Below are 18538 nucleotides of genomic sequence, written 5' to 3' on the forward strand. Positions count from 1 at the left end.
CCCGTGTTTCCGGCCGGGGCGCGCCTGCGGCCCTTGGGGGATGGCCGGTGGTCGATTGCGAGTGATCCGCCCCGCCCGCTGGCGCGTAACCGGGTCAACACCGAAACACGAAAGGGAAGCCAATGGCATTCGACACCGGCGCGCGCGGACGGCGCATTGCGATCATCGGGGCGGGTATCTCGGGCATGGCGGCGGCCCATCTTCTGGCCGACCGGCACCGTGTCACCCTGATCGAGGCCGAGAGCCGTCTGGGCGGTCACGCGCGCACGCTGATGGCGGGCAAGCGCGGCGATCAGCCGGTCGATACCGGCTTCATCGTGTTCAACAAGGTCAATTACCCCAACCTTCTGCGCATGTTCGAGGATCTTCAGGTGCCGATCGCGCCGTCGGACATGAGCTTTGGCGCCTCGATCGACGGGGGGCGCTTCGAATATGGCTTCCGCGACCTGAACGCCCTTTTCGCGCAGCGCCGGCGTATTGCCGATCCGCGCATGTGGGGGATGATCCGCGACATCTTGCGTTTCAACCGCCTGGCCAAGACCACGGCGGGAGAGCCGGGCATGACCATTGGCGGCCTGCTCGAGGCGCTGGGCACCGGCGCGTGGTTCCGCGACTATTACATCACGCCGCTGTCGGGGGCGATCTGGTCCACGCCGACGACCGGCATCCTGGATTTCCCGGCCATGGCGCTGGTGCGCTTCTTCGAGAACCACGCGCTTTTGTCCACCACCGGCCAGCACGAATGGTTCACCGTGCGCGGCGGCTCGGTCGAATATGTCCGCCGGCTTGAAGCCAGCCTGCGCGCCCGCGGCGTGGCGATCCGCCTGGGCGCCCCGGTTGCGGGGATCCGCCGGACCGGCAGCCCCGAGGTGCGGCTTCAGGGCGGCGAATGGGAGACCTTCGACGAGGTGATCCTGGCCACCCATTCCGACGATTCGCTGGCGCTTCTGGCCGATGCCAGCCCGGACGAGCGCGCAGCACTTTCGCGCGTGCGCTATCAGCCCAACGAAGTGGTGCTGCATTCGGATGCGTCCGTCATGCCCCGGCGCAAGGCGGCCTGGGCCAGCTGGGTCTACACCGAGGAGGCCGGCCCGCGCCCCGACCGCATCGACCTGAGCTACTGGATGAATTCGCTCCAGCCGATCCCCAAGGATGACCCGCTGTTCGTCACGCTGAACACGCGCCGCCACCTGCGCGAGGATCTGATCCACGACGTCACCACCTTCCGCCACCCGGTCTATGATCTGGCCGCGCTGGAAGGTCAGGCGATGGTGCGCGCCTTGAACGGCACCCGCGGGACGTGGTTCTGCGGCGCCTGGATGCGCAACGGCTTCCACGAGGACGGCTTTGCCTCGGCGCTGGATGTGGTGCAGGCGCTCGACGCGCGCCAGACGGCAGAGGTGGCGGCATGACCCGGCACAGCGAGATCGAGACCGGCGTCGCGATCGAGGCCGGCGCGAAGGCTGCGCCCGAAGCCGGGCCTGCAACTGGGCCCGAAACTGGCCCGGTGCAGGTCGATCATATCGCCGCGCGCAGCTATCACGCGCGCCGCGGCCCCATCGACAATGCCTTCACCTATGGCGCCGACTATATCCTGGTCGACCCCGAGGCCCCGGTGCGCGCGCCGTTTCTCTTCGGGCGCAACCGGCCCGGCCTGATGGCGCTGCATGATGTCGATCACGGCGGTCAGCCCGGCCGCGGCGTGGGGGCGGGCTGGCTGCGCCGGATGCTGGCGCTTCAGGGCATCGAGATACCGGGGCTGCATTTCCTGCTGCTGACCCAGCCGCGGGTTCTGGGCCATGTGTTCAACCCGGTGTCCTTCTGGTTCTGTCTGGACGGCGACGGGGTTCTGCGCGCGGTCCTGGCCGAGGTCACCAACACCTTTGGCGACCGCCATTCCTATCTGTGCGTCAAGCCGGATCTGGCGCCGATCACGCGCTCGGACCGGCTGCATGCGCGGAAGATCTTTCACGTCTCGCCCTTCCAGGAGATCGGCGGGATCTATGGATTCCGCTTTGACCTTGCGCCCGACCGGGTGGGGGTCTGGATCGACTTTCGTCAGGGCGAGCAGGGGCTTTACGCCACGCTGACCGGACGGCGGCAGCCGCTGGGTCAGGGCGCGATCCTGCGCGCGGCGGCGCGGCTGGGCTCGCGCCGGGTGCTGGCGCTGATCCACTGGCAGGCGCTCAAGCTGGTGCTCAAGGGGGCGCGCTATCGCACCCGTCCCGAACCGCCGCTTCAGGAGGTCACGCGATGAGCCTGGCGATGCCTGCCACGGCCCCCGAGACGTTGGCCGAGCCGTTGCCCGAGACGTTACCCGACGCCGCCGTCGATGACCGTGCCGAGGCCGGGCGCACGGCTGGTCGCACGGCCGCGCGCGGTGCGGGGCTGGCCCGCTGGGGCGTCTTTGCGGCCTTTCTGGCGGCGGCCGGGCTGCCGATCTACATGCACGCGCCCAAGGTCTTTGCCGAAAGCCAGGGGCTGACGCTGGCCTCGCTGGGTGCGGTGCTTTTCGGGCTGCGGCTGTTCGACCTGTTCCAGGATCCCGCGCTGGGGGCGCTGGCGGCGCGGCTGGGTCCGCGCGGGCGGGCGCTGGGCGTTGCCATCGCGGCGGTGTCGATGGGTCTGGCGATGCTGGGCCTCTTTGCCGTGACGCCGCCGATCGCGCCGCTGTGGTGGTTTGCGCTCTGTCTGGCCACGCTCTTCACCGGCTGGAGCTTCCTGACCATCGCCTTCTATGCCACCGGCGTCTCGCGCGCCGAGACCCTGGGCGCCAAGGGACATCTGCGGCTGTCGGGCTGGCGCGAGGCCGGCGGGCTGATCGGGCTCTGTGCTGCCGCCATCGCGCCCACCGCGCTGGGCTTCACCGGCGCGCCCTATGCCGGATTTGCGATCGCGTTCTGTGTGCTGGGGCTCTGGGCGCTCTGGGGGATGCGCGACGAATGGTCGGCGGCGATCCGGCCGCCTTCGGGCTTCGGCGGCCTTCTGCGCGATCCGGGTGCGCAGGGCCTGCTGGCGCTGGTGGCGGTCAATACCGCGCCGCTGGCGGTCAGCTCGACCCTGTTCCTGTTCTACGTGGAGACGGTGCTGGCCGCGCCCGGCTGGGAAGGCCCGCTCCTGATCCTGTTCTTCATCGCCGCGGCCGCGGCCACGCCGCTCTGGGCGCGCGGGGCGCGGCGCTGGGGCGCGCGGCCGGTCCTTCTGGCGGCGATGGCGCTGGCGGTGGCTGCGTTTTCCTGGGCGCTGCTGCTCGGGCCCGGCGACGTGGCGCCCTTTGCGCTGATCTGCGTGCTGACGGGGGCGGCGCTCGGGGCCGACATGGTGATCCTGCCGGCGCTCTTTGCGCGGCGCATGGCGCAGGTGGCCCCCGGCGGCACCGAGGGCTTCAGCCTGTGGTCCTTTGCCTCCAAGGCGACGCTGGCGCTGGCCGCGGCCAGCCTGCTGCCGGCGCTGGGCATGGCGGGCTTTGTCCCCGGTGCCGACAGCCAACCCGACACGGCTGTCCTGTGGCTGGGCCTGCTCTATGCCGGCCTGCCGGTCCTGCTGAAACTCGTGGCGGCGGGGCTTCTGCTGCGCCTCGAGATCGACGACGACAAGGAGTGAACCCATGAGCCTGTCCTTCCTGATCCTCGGGGCCGCACTGGCCGCGGGGGGCGCCCTTCTCATGCGCCGCTTCACGGGCTTTGCCGCCCAGAAACCGGCCGATTACGCCACCGCCCTGCCGCCCTTCGACATCCGCGAGGTGTTCTCGGGCCCGGTCCTGTGCGAGGGGGTGATCTTCGGGCCCACGGGGCGCGTGGCCTCGCGCTTCACCGCCGAGATGAACCCGGTCTGGCAGGGCGACACCTGCCGCATGACCGAGGATTTCGTCTATGACAGCGGCGCCACCCAGGCGCGCGAATGGACGCTGACGCTGCTGCCCGACGGTGCGATCCGGGCCGAGGCGCCCGATCTGGCGGGCACGGGCGGGGGCCGCCAGCAAGGCGGTGCTGCGCATCTGCGCTATCGGCTGCGCCTGCCCCAGGACGCGGGCGGGCATGTGCTTGATGTCGTGGACTGGATGTATCTGGCGCCCAACGGGACGGTGGTGAACCGCTCGCAGATGCGCAAGTTCGGCTTCAAGGTGGCCGAGCTGGTCGCCACCATGCGCAAGGTGCCGGCATGATCGCGGGGCGCTGGTGGCTTGTCGGGGCCTCCGAGGGGCTGGGGCGCGCGCTGGCGCAGGCGCTCTCGGCGGAAGGGGCCGAGCTGGTCCTGTCGGCGCGCAATGCCGAGCGCCTTCGGGATCTGGCCGCGACCTTGCCGGGCCCGGCCACGGTGGTGCCCTGTGACGTGCGCGACCAGGCCTCGGTCGAGGCGGCCGCGCAGGCTGCGGGTGCGGTCGATGGCGTGATCTGGATGGCGGGCACCTATTGGCCGATGCGCGCGCAGGATTGGGACACCGCGCGCATCGAATCCATGATCGACGTGAACCTGACGGGGGCGGCGCGGGTGCTGGGCCAGGTGTTGCCGCGGATGGTGGCGCGGGGCGCGGGGCGGGTCGTCATCGTGGGCTCGCTGGCCGGCATTCGCGGGCTGCCCGGCGCAGTGGGTTATGGGGCGTCGAAGGCGGGTCTGATGTCGCTGGCCGAAACGCTGTCGGCCGATCTGCGCGGGACCGGCGTGCGGGTGCAGCTGGTCAATCCGGGCTTCGTCAAGACGCGGCTGACGGCGCAGAACGACTTTCCCATGCCCTTCCTGATGGAGCCCGAGGACGCCGCGCGCCGGATCTGCCGCCATATCGAGAAGGGCGGCTTCATGGCCGATTTCCCGGCGCTGTTTGCCGCCTTCTTCCGGCTGGGGCGGGTGCTGCCGCAGGCCTTGTGGCTGCGGCTGGTGGGCGGCGGCTCAGGGTAACAGCTCGACCTCGGTCCGGGTCGAGCGGCCTTCGGCGTCGATCACCGACAGCTGCACGAAGCCCGGCCCGGCCAGCGGCAGGATCACCTCGCGGCGGCGCTCGGCCACGGCGACGGGGGCGCCATTGGCCAGCCAGGTGAAGGGCGCCGTGCCCCCGGTGATGCGCACGCCCAGGCCCCCCCGCGCCGCGATGCGCGCGCCGGGCGGCGGAAAGGCCATCTGCGGTCCGGCCGGATCGGTCCGCGCAAAGGCGGCCTCGCGGCCGCGGAACTGGCGCAGCGGCTGGGGCAGATGCGCATTGTCGAGCATCAGCGTCGCCGGCGGTGGCGGGGGCAGGGCCACGCGCGCGCCCAGCCGGCCGAAGACCTCGAACAGGATCGGCGCGGCAAGGCCTGCGCCAAAGGCGCCGGGCACCGGCGTGCCATCGGGCCGGCCCAGCCAGACGCCGGCCACATGCGCCCCGTCATAGCCCAGCGCCAGCGCGTCGCGGTGGCCATAGCTGGTGCCGGTCTTCCAGGCGATCTGCCCGCGCGGCCCGCCGCCGGGGGGAACGGCCTCGGCCAGCACATGCCCCACCTGCCAGGCCGCGACCGCGCCGAACATCCGCCCCGGCAGCGGCTGGGCCTGGCCGGGATGCACCGACAGCCGGATCGGCCGGCCCAGCCGCGCAAGCCCGGCATAGGCCTGGGTCAGCCCGCGCAGCGAGATCCCCGCGCCGCCCAGCACGATCGCCAGCCCCGGCGCGCCCTGCGGCACGCGCAGCCCCGCTTCGGCGCGGTTCAGCGTGGCCATCAGCCGGGCCGGGCCCACGGCCTCGGTCAGCGCCACCGCCGGGATGTTGAGCGAGGCCTGAAGCGCCGCGCGCAGGCTGACCCGGCCGCGGAAGATGTGGTCGAAATTCTGCGGCCGCCAGCCCCCGAAGGCGGTGGGGCGGTCGTCGATCAGGGTCTCGGGATGGGCCAGCCCGTCGTCGAAGGCCAGCGCATAGACAAAGGGTTTCAGCGTCGATCCGGGCGAGCGTTCGGCCGTGCTCAGGTCCAGATATCCCGCCCGCCCGCTGTCGCCCCAATCGGCGCCGCCGACCTGCGCCAGGATTTCGCCGCTGCGGTGGTCTGCGACCACGATCGCGGCCGAGACCCGACCCGCCAGCCCGGCCACGGCGCGCGCGGCCAGCCGTTCCAGCGCTGCCTGAAGATCGGCGTCGAGCGTCGTCTCGATCCGCGCGCCGGGCGCTGCCCCCGCGGCCAGCCGCGCGGCAAGCTGCGGCGCCAGCGCGGGAAATTCGGCCCGCGCGCGGGGCAGGGGTTCGGGATGTTCGGCATAGGCGGGCGCGATCACCCCAAGGGCCGCCGCGCGCGCCAGGATGCGGTCACGCGCGGCGCGGGCGGCGGCGGGGGCACGGTCGGGACGGCGGGCCTCGGGCGCCTGCGGCAGCGCCACCAGAAGCGCGGCCTCGGCCGGGGTCAGATGCGCGGGCTCGTGCCCGAAATAGGCCAGTGACGCCGCCCGCACCCCTTCGAGATTGCCGCCATAGGGCGCCAGCCGCAGATAGAGATCCAGGATCTCGTCCTTGCCCAGCCGCCGCTCCAGCGCCAGCGCCACGCGCATCTGCCGCGCCTTGCCGGCCCAGCTTCCGGTCGGGCCGTTCTCGAGCAGGCGCGCGACCTGCATCGTCAGCGTCGAGCCGCCCGAGACGATCCGCCCGGCCAGCACCGCCTGTCCCGCCGCCCGCGCAAGCGCCAGCGGGTCGATCCCGGCATGCGACGCGAAGCGGCGGTCCTCGATGGCGATCAGCAGGCGCAGGAAATCGGGATCGACCGGCCCCGGCGCCAGCCGCCAGCGCCCGTCCTCGACCGCGAAGGCGCGCAGAAGCCGCCCGTCGCGGTCCACGATCTCGGTGCCGACGGGGGCCGCGACGGGGATCTCGGTCGCGGCAATCCAGCCGTCCAGCCCGTCGCGGGCGCCGGCCGCCAGCCCCAGGACCAGCGCCAGCGCCCCCAGCGCCCGGCCCAGGCCGCGCGCCCCCATCTCAGCGCACGCGCACCCGGCCCGTGTCGGTCACGGCGCGGAAATCGGGGCGATACATGTCCTCGACCGAGGCGGCGGGGTGGTGGAAGTCGCCCGCGGTGACGGCGCGCAGCCGATAGGCCAGGCGGAAGCTGTTGCCGTTCGAGGAATTGACCGCCGCCAGGAAGCGATCATCGCGGAACTCGGCCATCTCGGGGTCGCTCATCGCCGACAGCCAGTCCAGACCGCCGGTTGAACCGCTGTCGATCAGATGCGGGTTGTCGATCTCGAAGCCCGCGGGCAGCGGGTCCGACACCATCAGCCGCGCGCTCTCGCGCCGCTGCGGCTGGATCGTCAGCACCACCACCAGCCGGTCACCGCGGGCCACCTGCGCGGGATCGACGGGCGTGCCGTCGGGCCGGAAGTAGCTGCGCGAGATCGCATACCCGTTGCCCGAGGCGGTCTCGGGCACCGCTGGCACGCCGATCGTGGTCAGCGTCAGCGTGACGGGCTGCGCGCCGGTGTTGGTGACCGGATGGGCTGCGCCGTCATCGTCGATACGCGCCACGGGCACCGCAAGCGGCGCGCCATCGAGCGTCACCGTCTCGGCGCCGGGCCGGTCCAGCAGCGCATGCGCCGCCATCAGCGTCCAGGTCGCCTCCTGCGTCGAGAGGCGCTGCCCTGCCATCCGGTCGGCCAGCGCCGCGCCGGCGGTCTCGGGCGGGATCGCGGTCGAGCCGGCCTCGAGCGCCAGCGTCACCACCGCCGCCCGATCGCGCAGGGACGAGCCGTAATCCACCCGCCAGAGCGTGTCATCGGCGGGCTTTTGCAACAGCTGCGCGGCGCGGGTGAACATGGCGTCGGCCCGCATCTGGTCGCCATAGGCCGCCAGCGCCGCCCCGATCTGCGCCGCCGCCAGGGGCGTTGCGAAATCGTCGCCCTTGACGTCGGCGTAATAGCGCAGGTCGGACATGGCCGCCGCCCCCTCGCGCGCAAGGACCATCAGCGCATAGGCCATGCTGGCGCCCTGCGCGCGGTCCGAGGCGTCGAAGTCGGGGGCATAGCTGACCTGCGTGCGCAGATTGTCGAGCGCGTTGCGGAAGGCGATCTGCGGCACCGCATGGCCTTCGGCGCGGGCCCGGCTGAGGAAGTCGGTGACATAGGCGTCCAGCCACAGATCGCCCCCCGCCCCGTTCGAGGACCAGAGCCCGAACGCCCCCGAGCTGTCCTGGTTCGACAGCACGCGCGCGATCGCGGCCGTGATCCGGGTGTCAAGATCGGCGCCGGCGTCAAGGCGCATCGCGCGCGCCACCTGCGACAGATAGAGAAGCGGCAGTGCCTTCGAGGTGGTCTGTTCGGTGCAGCCATAGGGATAGCTGTCAAGCCGTGCCAGCAGGCCCGCCGCATCGAAGCGCGCCAGTGGCCCCAGCGTCATCATCACCTGCGCCGAGCCGGGGCTGTAATCGGCAAAGAGCGCCCGGTCGAGCGCCAGGGTCTGCCCCGCGGCCAGCTCCAGCCGCCGGGTCTGCGCCACCGGCGGGTCATTGGCGCGCACCGGGATCGACAGATCGCGCGTCAGCACGCGTCCGTCGGGCGTGCTCAGCGCCACGCGCAGCTGCGCCAGGCCTTCATGCGGGGGGGCGACCAGGCTGATGTCCTGGACCAGGCGCCCGCCCGTTGCCAGATCGAACCCCGAGGGCAGCGGTCCGAGGGTCACGTTCTCGGCGCGGATATCAAGGCCCATGCGACCGGCCGGCCCGCGCGCATGGGTGAATTCCAGCGTCGCCTGCACCATGTCGCCCGGCGCCATGAACCGCGGCAGGTTGGCCTGCATCACCACCGGATCGGCGATGACCACATCGGCGCTGGCCTGCCCCACGCCCGAGGGCGACCAGGCCACGGCCATCACCCGCACCGTGCCGTTGAAGGCGGGGATGTCGAAGCTGGTGCGCGCAAGGCCGTCGCTGCCCACGACCAGCGGCCCCGAGAAATAGGCGACCAGCTCTTCGGTCGGGGGGCGGGCCTGCGACTTGAGGCCATTGTCGCCGTCCCCGCCCGAACGCAGCGCGCCGGCGCTGCCCGCACGCCCGTCGATCAGGCGTCCGTAGATGTCGCGCAGCTCGACCCCCAGCCGGCGCTGGCCGAAGTAATGGCCCTGCGGATCGGGGCTCTGGAAGCCGGTCAGGTTCAAGATGCCCAGATCGACCGCGGCGATGGTGGCATAGGCGGTCTCGCCCGGCTGGACGCCTTCGAGGCGCAGCGCGACGGGCAGCGTGCTGCGCGGCTCGGCCTCGGCGGCGACCTCAAGCGTCGCGGCCAGCGCCAGATCGCCGGGATCGACCGGCGCATGGACCAGCCCCATCGCCCGCGCCGGGCCCTGATCGCCGGTCTCGGGCGAAAGCGCCGAGACCGTGACATAGGCGCCCGCGCCCCATTCGGCGGTGACCGGCAGGTCGATCGTGTTCTCGCCCGCCGTCAGATCGACCGCCCGCAGCGCCACGACCCGATTGCCGAGCACCGACACGAGGCCCACCCCCGCAGTGCGCGCCCGCACCCGCAGATGCGCGGTCTCGCCGGCGCGATAGGCGGCCTTGTCGAGCCCCACCTCCAGCCGGTCGGGCGTGTCCGACCCGGCATCGGCCGCATACCAGCCGGCGCCGAATTCCATCGAGGCGCGGGCCTCGTCGCCGCCCTCCTCGGTCACGATCAGCTCATAGCGGCCCCAGTCGACCGGAACCGACAGCTGGGCCGGGGCGCCGGGGGCGGTGTCCACCACGCCTTCGGCCACGCGGCTGCGGCGGATGAAGGGGTCCCAATACCAGCGCCCGTCCATCGTATACCATTGATAATCGGTCTCGACCCGGTTGACGCGCCAGGAGACCTTGCGCGCCGCGGCGGAGCCATCGGCGCCCAGCGCGGCCAGCTCGAAGCGCGCCGCGGTCCCTTCGGGCACGGTGTCATCCTCGAACAGCGGGCGGATCCCCAGCGCGGTGCGGCCCGGCAGCAGGCTGCGCGTCACGCTGCGTTCCACCGGGCGGCCGGAGCCTTCGGCCACCTGCACGGTATAGCGCAGCGTGGCCGGCAGGGTCAGGGCGTCGCGCATGTAGCGGCCCAGTTCGGGCGTCAGCGTGGCCTGGCCCCCGGCATCGGTGCTCACCGGCTCAAGCGTGTCCATGACGGTCTGGAAGGGCGCGTCATGCGGCCCCCAGCGATAGCCCGCAAAGCCGGGCACATCGTCGGCCGCGCTCAGCCGGTATTCGCCGCTGACCGCAAGATCGGCCCCCGGCGCGCCGAAGAGATAGCGCGCCGCCAGCGTGATCGGCGGCAGTTGGGCGACAAAGGGGCCCTCGGCCACATCGAGGGTGAAGTCGATCCGCTCGGGCAGGAAATCCTCGACCAGAACCCGGCGCGAGAGGAGCGGCGCCCCCTCGGGGTCGGCCAGCACGTCGATGCGCCAGGTGCCGCGCGCGGCCTCGGCGCCGGGGAAGAGGTCGAGCACATGCCCGCCCGCCCCCACGGCATCGGCCAGGGCGCGCGAATGCTCGACCCCGTCGGGGCGCATCAGCCGCAGCGTCAGCGGCAGCCCGTCAAGCGCGCGGCCCGCGCCGTCGCGCGCCAGAAGCGTGGTGTGGATGACCTCGCCGGGGCGATAGGCGCCGCGGTCGGTGGCCAGGAAGACGTCGATCGGCGGGGCCGGGGGCGCGCCCTCGACACCACGGTCGGACAGATCGAAGGCGGGCTCCTCGAGCGACAGGAACGACATGTCATCGCCCATCGCCACGCTGACCAGCGCCGGCGCGGCCCCGGCCTTGCCGTTCAGAAGGCCCGGCGCGAAGCGCGCGTGCCCCTCGGCATCGGTCACCGCCCGGCCCAGAACCGCATTGGCCCGCGAGACCAGCACCACCTCGGCGCCCGCGCGCGCGCCGGCATCCGAAAGACCGCGCACGACGACATGCAGCCCGTCGGTCCCCGCCAGCGTGGTCAGCCCCAGATCCGAGACCGCAAACCATTGCGAGGCCGGCGGCGTGTCATAGGGATCGGCGCCGGGCAGGCTGGCCTGAAGCACATAGATCCCCGGCCCCAGCGGGCCCGTCACCTCCTGCACCGGCAGGTTGGTGGTCATGTCGCGGTTGATCTGCATCGCCACATCGGCGGTGCCGTGCCAGACCTCCTCGGTCATGTTCTCGGCCAGATCCGCGCCTTCCCAGTAATTGAGCGAACGGGCGAAGTAATCGGCGCGCATCGCCGCCACCAGGTTGCGGTCCGAGATGCGCAGGATCTTCACCGCGACGGTTTCGGTGTTCACCGTCTCGATCGGCAGGCCGCCGTCCTGGCCGCCCTGGGCGGCGCGCGGCAGGATATAGGCGCGGCCGGGGAAACGCACGGCGGGGCTGCGGTCGCGGACATAGGCGGTGATCGTGACATCGCGGTGCAGCGCCGGGCCCTTGGCGGCCGGCAGCCCGGTGCGGAAGGTCAGCGCATAGCGCGCGCCATGGCTCAGCCCGCCGACGCAGATCTGGTTGCCCTCGGCCTCGACCGACAGGCCGCCCTGGGGCAGCGTGACATAGGGCGCATAATCGGTGCCGCGGGCCAGATCCCCCGAAAAGATCGCGCAGATGCGGGGGCTGGCGCTGTCGGCTTCGACCTGATGTTCGACGATACGGAAGCCAAAGCGCGCGATGGCCTTTTCGAGCGCGGCGGCGATGTCGTCGCGCGGGCTCAGCCGGTGGGCCAGCTCCAGCGCCGGGATCGCGTCCTTGCCGCGGCCCCGCGCGATCAGCGCCTCGGAGAGCATCCGCGCCGCCTCGGCGCGCAGCGCGTCCTGCGGCGCGCGCAGATAGCCGTTGATCGCCGCGGCAATGGCGGCCCCGGCGTTCTTGTTGCGCTGATCCTTGTCGGGAATGGCCAGCGACAGCCGCGCATAATCCAGCCACAGCTCGGGCGCGTCGCGCAGCACCAGCGCCGCCCCGGTCAGCGCCCGCGCGCGCGTCGGGTTGCCGTCGGCCTCCTGGCGGCGGGCTTCGGCCAGAAGCGCGGCCGGATCGGTGCTGGTGGCCAGATGCGACCGGCCCAGCGTCAGGGCCTGCGTATAGGCGTCATCGAGCCAGGTCTTCACGAAACCCAGATCGCCGCGCCGGGCCTCGGCGCGTGTCATCACCGCCGGATCGGTGCGCAGCACCACACCCGAAAAGGCCCCCTGATAGGGGGCCGATCCGGTGACATCGGATTTGGGGAAACAGGAATTGTTGCGCGCGTTGAAGGTCAGCGCCTCGCAGCCCGGATCTTGCAGGCAGGCGCGTTCGCAGGCCGCCAGCGTCGTGTCGAAGAGCTGCGCGCGGTCGCGCCCCGCAAGGTCCATGCCTTCCGTATAGGCCAGCCGCCGCGGCGGGATCGGCGGATCCGCGGCCAGCGGCGCGGCAACCAGGATCAGGCAAAGGGCGGCAAGGCTTCGGGTCAGGGCGCGCATGGCGGCCTCCTGTCACGCGGATGGGATTGCCGAATCCTCTCATGGGGGAAGGAAGGCGGCAAGCCTGCCGGGGAAGGTTAAGGGCATTAAGCCGTTTTTCATTTCGTTTCGCCATGTTGGCGGCAAGCAGGAAGAGAGGCGGATGCCAAGGATGCAGATCAGCATCATGGAAAAACTGGCGCAGGAACGGCGGGCTCGTCTGGCTGCCGAACGCCTCCTGGAGCAGAAGAAGCGCGAGCTTTTCTCGGCAAACCAGAAGCTTGCCATGCATGCGCGTGCGCTGTCCGATCAGATCGTGGAACAGCGTCACGGGCTGGAACGGGCCCGCTCCGAGGCCGAATCGCTCAAGGGCGAGAACAGCCGCGTCCGCACCGATCTGGAACGTGCCAATTCCGCCGCGCTGATCGCCCAGCGGCGGCTGTGGGACGCGCTCGAGACGATTGCGGATGGTTTCGCCGTCTTTGATGCCGACCTGCGGCTGGTGGCGGCCAACCGCGCCTATCTGGCCTTCTTCCAGGGCGAGATCGCCGTGACCGCCGGCGTCACTTATGATTCGGTGCTGCGGATCATGGTGCGCCACGGGATGATCGACGTCGAGGGGCGCGACCCGCTGGACTGGCACCACGAGATGATCGAACGCATCCGCCGGCGCCGGATCGAGCCCTATGTGCTGAAACTGGCCGACGGCCGCCATATCCGCATGATCGACCGCTGGGGCGATGCGGGCGATCTGGTCTGCCTGACCCAGGACATCAGCGAAACCTATCGCCGCGAGACCGAGCTTGAGGAGGCGCGCGACCGCGCCGAGGCCGCCAATCGCGCCAAGTCGGCCTTCCTGGCCAACATGAGCCACGAGATCCGCACGCCGATGAACGGCGTTGTCGGCATGTCGGAGCTGCTGTGCGAAACCGCGCTGAGCGAGGATCAGCGTCTGTTTGCCGAAACCATCCGCTCCTCGGGCGAGGCGCTCCTGACCATCATCAACGACGTGCTCGACTATTCCAAGATCGAGGCCTCGAAGCTGCGGCTCTACCCCGAGGCCTTCGATCTCGAACGCTGCATCCACGAGGTGACCGTGCTGCTGATGCCCTCGGCGCGCGACAAGGGCATCCAGCTTCTGGTCGATTTCGACCTGTTCCTGCCCACGCGTTTCGTGGCCGATCCGGGGCGGATGCGCCAGATCCTGACCAACCTTCTGGGCAATGCGGTCAAGTTCACGCAAAACGGCCATGTGCTGACCCGCGTCGTCGGGCTGGAGCGCGACAAGGGCCATTACGAATTGCACGTCACGGTCGAAGATACCGGGATCGGCATCGCGCGCGAGCATCTCGACCATGTCTTCGGCGAATTCAATCAGGTCGAGAGCGCCTCGAACCGCAAGTTCGAGGGCACCGGGCTGGGCCTGGCCATCACGCGCGAGCTGATCCAGATGATGGGCGGCTCGGTCTGGGTGGACAGCGAACTGGGTCGCGGCTCGAGCTTCGGCTTCCGCATCGTGCTGCCCGTGGCCGAACCGCGCGAGGAAGGGCTGGGGCTGCCCGCGCTCGAGATGCGCGCGGCGCTGGTGATCGACGATCTGATGGTCAACCGCGTGATCCTGGAACGCCAGCTCCAGACCTTCGGGCTGAATGTCACGCTGTGCCGCAACGCGACCGAGGCGCTGGAGGCGGTCGAGAAGGGGGGTGTGTTCGACATCGTGCTGACCGATCATCACATGCCCGATATCGACGGGGTGCAGATGACCAAGCGGCTGCGCGAGCGTGGGTACAAGCTGCCGGTCATGCTGCTGACCTCGGATGCGCATGCCGCCGATCTGAGCGAGATGACGGGCGAATTCGCGGGCCTTCTGCAAAAGCCGGTGCTGCGGTCGGAATTGCTTCTGGCGCTGCACCGCATCTGTCACCCCGAACAGCCCGAGGTGGCCGAGCTGCCGCCGCCGCCCGAACCCGAACCGACGCTGGCGCGGCCGATGCGGGTGCTGGCGGCCGAGGACAACCGCACCAACCAGCTTGTCTTCCGCAAGATGGTCAAGGATTGCGACATCGACCTTACCTTCGCCAACAACGGGCGCGAGGCGGTCGATCTGTGGCGCCAGATCCGGCCCGATCTGGTGTTCATGGATGTCTCGATGCCCGAGATGGACGGGCGCGAGGCGACGCGAACCATCCGCGAGGCCGAGGCGCAGGCGGGCGGGCATGTGCCGATCGTGGCGCTGACGGCCCATGCGATGGATGGCGATTCGGAATCCATCCTGGCGTCGGGCATGGATCACTATCTGACCAAGCCCCTGAAGAAGAACATCATTCTTGACATGATCCGCAGCCATTGCCCGGAGGATGCACGCCCCGCCCTGCCGCTGCCCGAAACGCCGCTGCCCGAAACGGCCCCCGGCTGAGCGCCCCCCGGATGCGTCCCCCGCTGTCGGCCCCACAAGCCCGGACATGAGGCCAGGGCTTACGGGCCGAAACGCAAAGACGCGCGCAGGGGCTGCGCGCGTCTGAGACATGTCCCCGGACCCGGCCGGTCTCAGGCGTGGATGGCGCCGTCGCCGCAGGCCAGCGCGGCCTCGCGCACCGCTTCCGAGAAGGTCGGATGCGCGTGGCAGGTCAGCGCCAGATCCTCGGCCGAGGCGCCGAATTCCATCGCCACGCAGATCTCGTGGATCAGATCGCCCGCGCCCGGCCCCACGATATGCGCGCCCAGGATGCGGTCGGTCTCGGCGTCGGCGATCAGCTTCACGAAGCCCTCGCCCTGGAAGACGGCCTTGGCGCGGGCATTGCCCATGAACGAGAAGCGGCCGACCTTGATCGCGCGCCCCTCGGCCTTCAGCCCGTCTTCGGTGCGCCCGACCGCGGCCACCTCGGGCGTGGTGTAGATCACGCCGGGGATGACGTCATAATTCACATGGCCCGCCTTGCCGGCGACGATCTCGGCCACGGCCATGCCCTCGTCCTCGGCCTTGTGGGCCAGCATCGGGCCGGGGATCACGTCGCCGATGGCATAGATCCCGCGGACATTGGTGGCGAAATGCGCATCGGTGCGGATCTGGCCGCGTTCGGTCATCTCGACGCCCAGCGCCTCGAGGCCCAGCCCCGCGGTATGCGGCTTGCGCCCGGTGGCGACCAGCACCACCTCGGCATCGGCCGACCCGTCGCTGTCATCCTTGCGCAGCTTCCAGGCGACATGGCTCTTGGTCTTGCCGGCCGGCGCGACCTTCTGCACCGCCGCCCCCAGCACGAATTTCAGCCCCTGCCGCGCCAGCAGCTTCTGGAGCTGGCGCGAGACCTCGGAATCCATGCCCGGCGTGATGTGGTCGAGATATTCGACCACGGTCACATCGGTGCCCAGCCGCGCATAGACCGAGCCCAGTTCGAGCCCGATCACGCCGGCGCCGATCACCACCATGGATTTGGGCACCTTGGGCAGCGACAGCGCCCCGGTCGAGCTGACCACGTTCTTCTCGTCGATCTCGACATTGGGCAGCGTGGCGGGCGCCGAGCCGGTGGCGATGACGATATTCCTGGCGCCATGCACCTCGTCGCCGACCTTGACCTTGCCGGCCTCGGGGATGGTGGCCCAGCCCTTGATCCAGGTCACCTTGTTCTTCTTGAACAGGAATTCGATGCCCTTGGTGTTCGAGCCGATCACCTCGGACTTGTAGTCCTGCATCTTGGCCCAATCGACCTTGGGCGCGGCGCTGGTCAGCCCCATATGGGCAAAGTTCTCCTGCGCCTCGTGCAGCGAATGGGTGGCGTGCAGCAGCGCCTTCGAGGGGATGCAGCCCACGTTGAGGCAGGTTCCGCCGAGCGTCTCGCGCCCCTCGACACAGGCCACGTTCAGGCCCAGCTGCGCGGCGCGGATCGCGCAGACATAGCCGCCCGGCCCCGCGCCGATCACGATGAGGTCAAAATCTGCCATCTTCCGTTCCTCCCCGGCTCAGATCAGAGCCGCAAACAGCATCACCAGGGTGGCCATCAGGCCGACCCCGAACAGGACCGAGCGCCAGGGCACCAGCCCCATGACATAGGCCGGCACATAGGCCAGCCGCGCGATCACATAGGCCCAGGCCGCCAGCGCGGTGACCGCGCTGTTCTCGCCTGAGGCTTCCACCGCCACCACCGCGGCGATGAAGAGCGCCAGCCCCTCGAAGTGGTTTTCGTAGGCGCGCTTGAGCCGCGCGGTGAACCGCGACAGCTGGTGTTCGGGGGCCAGGTCACGCGGGCTCATGGTCCAGCGGCTGCCCAGCTCCATGTTGGCAAAGACGGCCAGAACGAACAGCGTGCCGATCTGGAGCAGCGCGGCACAGACAAGGGCGGCGATCTCGGCGCTCATGCGAGGAACCCCTTTTCGCGGGCCATCTTGATGACCAGATCCTGGCGGCCCTTGGTGTTGGCCTTGGCGAAGTTGCGTGCCCGCATGGCCGCGCGCGCCTTTTCCATCTGGTCGGCCTGACGCGCCATCTGCGCGCGGGCCTCTGCATTGGCCTGCTCGACCGCAAGGCCACGGTCGAGCCCCTCGAGGAAGACGAACGCCTGCACGAAGCGTTGCCCCGACCGGACCGCCTGCCACACGGCCAGCGCGACGGCCACCGTGCCCAGCGCGAGGATTTGCAGAAGGCTCATGGATTTTTCTCCGCGATTACAGGTCCATCAACAGGCGCCGCGGATCCTCGAGAGCTTCCTTCACGCGCACGAGGAAGGTCACCGCGCCCTTGCCGTCGACGATACGGTGATCGTAGCTGAGCGCCAGATACATCATCGGGCGGATGACGATCTGTCCGCCCACCACGACGGGGCGTTCCTGGATCTTGTGCATGCCCAGGATGCCCGATTGCGGCGGGTTCAGGATGGGCGAGGACATCAGCGAGCCATAGACCCCGCCGTTCGAGATGGTGAAGCTGCCGCCCTGCATCTCGGCCATCGACAGCTTGCCGTCGCGGGCGCGCGCGCCCAGTTCGGCGATCTTCTTCTCGATGGCGGCAAAGCCCATCTGGTCGGCGTCGCGCACCACCGGCACGACAAGGCCCGTGGGGGTGCCGACGGCCACGCCCATGTGGACGTAGTTCTTGTAGACGATGTCCTGGCCGTCGATCTCGGCGTTGACCTCGGGCACTTCCTTCAGGGCATGGCAGCAGGCCTTCACGAAAAAGGCCATGAAGCCCATCTTCACGCCGTGCTTCTTCTCGAACATGTCCTTGTAGGAATTGCGGATCTCCATCACGCCGGACATGTCCACCTCGTTGTAGGTGGTCAGCATGGCGGCGGTGTTCTGCGCATCCTTCAGGCGCCGGGCGATGGTGGCGCGCAGGCGGGTCATCTTCACGCGTTCCTCGCGCGCGGCGTCTTCGGCCGCGACCGGCGCGCGCGACGAGGCCGCCGGCGGTGCCGCGACCGGGATCGACACCGGCGCCGGTGCCGCGGCCGGTGCGGCGGCCGCCGCGCGGGCCACGTCTTCCTTCATCACCCGGCCACCGCGACCGGTGCCCGAGACGGCATCGGCCGAAAGACCGGCCGCGGCCATGGCCTTGCGCGCCGAGGGCGAGGCGGGCGGCGCGTCGCCTGCCGCGGGCGCCTTGGCGGGGGCGGAGGCGGCGGGCGCGGGCGTGTCCCCGGCGCTGGCGCCTTCGGCGATCACGGCCAGGCGCGCGGCGGCATCGACGGTGGCGCCTTCGGCGGCGACGATCTCGGCCAGGACGCCCGCGACCGGCGAGGGCACCTCGACCGACACCTTGTCGGTTTCCAGCTCGCACAGCATCTCGTCCACCGCGACGGCATCCCCCACCTTCTTGAACCAGGTGGCCACGGTCGCTTCGGTGACGCTTTCACCCAGCGTCGGCACCATCACGTCAGTCATCTTCGCCTCGTTGGCTTGCGGCGCCGGGGCCGCGGGTTTGCTCGCTTTGGGTTGGGGGGTGGGGGCGGCCGCGCCGCCGGCCGCCGCGATCTGTGCCAGAAGGGTATTCACGCCCACGGTCTCGCCTTCGGCGGCCACGATCTCGGCCAGCTGCCCGGCCGCGGGGGCGGGCACCTCGACCGTGACCTTGTCGGTCTCCAGCTCGCACAGCATCTGGTCCACCTGCACGGTGTCGCCGGGCTTCACGAACCAGGTGGCCACGGTGGCTTCGGTGACGCTTTCGCCCAGCGTCGGCACACGAACTTCGGTCGTCAT

General features: G+C 70.5%; 12 protein-coding genes. 6 read left to right on the forward strand and 6 right to left on the reverse strand.

Features of this window, described 5'->3' with window-relative positions; genetic code table 11:
* The first annotated feature begins 122 nt into the window (after positions 1 to 122).
* From BW949_RS05875 to BW949_RS05895, 5 genes are all read left to right on the forward strand, one after another.
* Positions 123 to 1412, forward strand: coding sequence for an NAD(P)/FAD-dependent oxidoreductase (locus BW949_RS05875; protein ID WP_076364035.1), 1290 nt, complete (start codon positions 123 to 125; stop codon positions 1410 to 1412).
* Positions 1413 to 1507: 95 nt separating this feature from the next.
* A complete protein-coding gene (locus tag BW949_RS05880; protein ID WP_076364829.1) occupies positions 1508 to 2257 on the forward strand; it encodes a DUF1365 domain-containing protein in 750 nt (249 codons plus the stop codon).
* Complete coding sequence (locus BW949_RS05885) at positions 2254 to 3603, forward strand: MFS transporter (protein ID WP_235816216.1); 1350 nt, start codon at positions 2254 to 2256, stop codon at positions 3601 to 3603. Before BW949_RS05880 ends, BW949_RS05885 begins: the two co-directional genes overlap by 4 nt.
* Positions 3604 to 3607: 4 nt before the next feature.
* Positions 3608 to 4165: a DUF3833 family protein gene (locus BW949_RS05890; protein WP_097176986.1), complete on the forward strand. Its 558-nt coding sequence runs from the start codon at positions 3608 to 3610 to the stop codon at positions 4163 to 4165.
* Positions 4162 to 4896 (forward strand): SDR family NAD(P)-dependent oxidoreductase, encoded by a 735-nt coding sequence (locus BW949_RS05895; RefSeq protein ID WP_076364037.1) that lies wholly within the window; start codon positions 4162 to 4164, stop codon positions 4894 to 4896. Before BW949_RS05890 ends, BW949_RS05895 begins: the two co-directional genes overlap by 4 nt.
* Here the strand turns inward: BW949_RS05895 and pbpC are convergent.
* Both pbpC and BW949_RS05905 read right to left on the reverse strand, forming a co-directional pair.
* The gene (pbpC, locus tag BW949_RS05900; RefSeq protein WP_076364039.1) at positions 4888 to 6924 is read right to left on the reverse strand and encodes a penicillin-binding protein 1C; all 2037 of its coding nucleotides are present in this window, start codon (positions 6922 to 6924) and stop codon (positions 4888 to 4890) included. The genes BW949_RS05895 and pbpC overlap by 9 nt on opposite strands.
* Position 6925: 1 nt before the next feature.
* Positions 6926 to 12370 carry an alpha-2-macroglobulin family protein gene (locus tag BW949_RS05905; RefSeq protein WP_076364041.1) on the reverse strand — a complete coding sequence of 1815 codons (5445 nt, stop codon included), beginning with the start codon at positions 12368 to 12370 and terminating at the stop codon, positions 6926 to 6928.
* Between the two features lie 151 nt (positions 12371 to 12521).
* Between BW949_RS05905 and BW949_RS05910 the strand changes: the two genes are divergently transcribed.
* Entirely contained in the window at positions 12522 to 14765 is a 2244-nt protein-coding gene (locus tag BW949_RS05910; protein ID WP_083947604.1) for a response regulator, read from the forward strand.
* A gap of 131 nt (positions 14766 to 14896) precedes the next feature.
* Here the strand turns inward: BW949_RS05910 and lpdA are convergent, their stop codons facing one another.
* Genes lpdA through odhB form a run of 4 tightly spaced genes read right to left on the reverse strand, consistent with a single transcriptional unit; the run spans position 14897 to position 18538 of the window.
* A complete protein-coding gene (lpdA, locus tag BW949_RS05915; RefSeq protein WP_076364043.1) occupies positions 14897 to 16288 on the reverse strand; it encodes a dihydrolipoyl dehydrogenase in 1392 nt (463 codons plus the stop codon).
* 18 nt (positions 16289 to 16306) lie between these two features.
* Positions 16307 to 16702 carry an MAPEG family protein gene (locus tag BW949_RS05920; protein ID WP_076364045.1) on the reverse strand — a complete coding sequence of 132 codons (396 nt, stop codon included), beginning with the start codon at positions 16700 to 16702 and terminating at the stop codon, positions 16307 to 16309.
* Positions 16699 to 16992 carry a hypothetical protein gene (locus BW949_RS05925; protein ID WP_076364047.1) on the reverse strand — a complete coding sequence of 98 codons (294 nt, stop codon included), beginning with the start codon at positions 16990 to 16992 and terminating at the stop codon, positions 16699 to 16701. The genes BW949_RS05920 and BW949_RS05925 overlap by 4 nt, the downstream gene beginning before the upstream one ends.
* Before the next feature lie 16 nt (positions 16993 to 17008).
* A complete protein-coding gene (gene odhB / locus BW949_RS05930) occupies positions 17009 to 18538 on the reverse strand; it encodes a 2-oxoglutarate dehydrogenase complex dihydrolipoyllysine-residue succinyltransferase (protein ID WP_076364049.1) in 1530 nt (509 codons plus the stop codon).

This window comes from Phaeovulum vinaykumarii (assembly GCF_900156695.1).
Taxonomy (GTDB): Bacteria; Pseudomonadota; Alphaproteobacteria; order Rhodobacterales; family Rhodobacteraceae; genus Bieblia_A; species Bieblia_A vinaykumarii.

Excerpts from the sequence above, each read along its gene's own strand:
- BW949_RS05890 (WP_097176986.1), top strand. The coding sequence starts at position 3,608 with ATGAGCCTGTCCTTCCTGATCCTCGGGGCCGCACTGGCCGCGGGGGGC.
- BW949_RS05920 (WP_076364045.1), bottom strand. The coding sequence starts at position 16,702 with ATGAGCGCCGAGATCGCCGCCCTTGTCTGTGCCGCGCTGCTCCAGATC.
- BW949_RS05910 (WP_083947604.1), top strand. The coding sequence starts at position 12,522 with ATGCAGATCAGCATCATGGAAAAACTGGCGCAGGAACGGCGGGCTCGT.
- BW949_RS05895 (WP_076364037.1), top strand. The coding sequence starts at position 4,162 with ATGATCGCGGGGCGCTGGTGGCTTGTCGGGGCCTCCGAGGGGCTGGGG.
- BW949_RS05875 (WP_076364035.1), top strand. The coding sequence starts at position 123 with ATGGCATTCGACACCGGCGCGCGCGGACGGCGCATTGCGATCATCGGG.
- BW949_RS05885 (WP_235816216.1), top strand. The coding sequence starts at position 2,254 with ATGAGCCTGGCGATGCCTGCCACGGCCCCCGAGACGTTGGCCGAGCCG.
- BW949_RS05905 (WP_076364041.1), bottom strand. The coding sequence starts at position 12,370 with ATGCGCGCCCTGACCCGAAGCCTTGCCGCCCTTTGCCTGATCCTGGTT.
- lpdA (WP_076364043.1), bottom strand. The coding sequence starts at position 16,288 with ATGGCAGATTTTGACCTCATCGTGATCGGCGCGGGGCCGGGCGGCTAT.
- BW949_RS05925 (WP_076364047.1), bottom strand. The coding sequence starts at position 16,992 with ATGAGCCTTCTGCAAATCCTCGCGCTGGGCACGGTGGCCGTCGCGCTG.
- odhB (WP_076364049.1), bottom strand. The coding sequence starts at position 18,538 with ATGACGACCGAAGTTCGTGTGCCGACGCTGGGCGAAAGCGTCACCGAA.
- pbpC (WP_076364039.1), bottom strand. The coding sequence starts at position 6,924 with ATGGGGGCGCGCGGCCTGGGCCGGGCGCTGGGGGCGCTGGCGCTGGTC.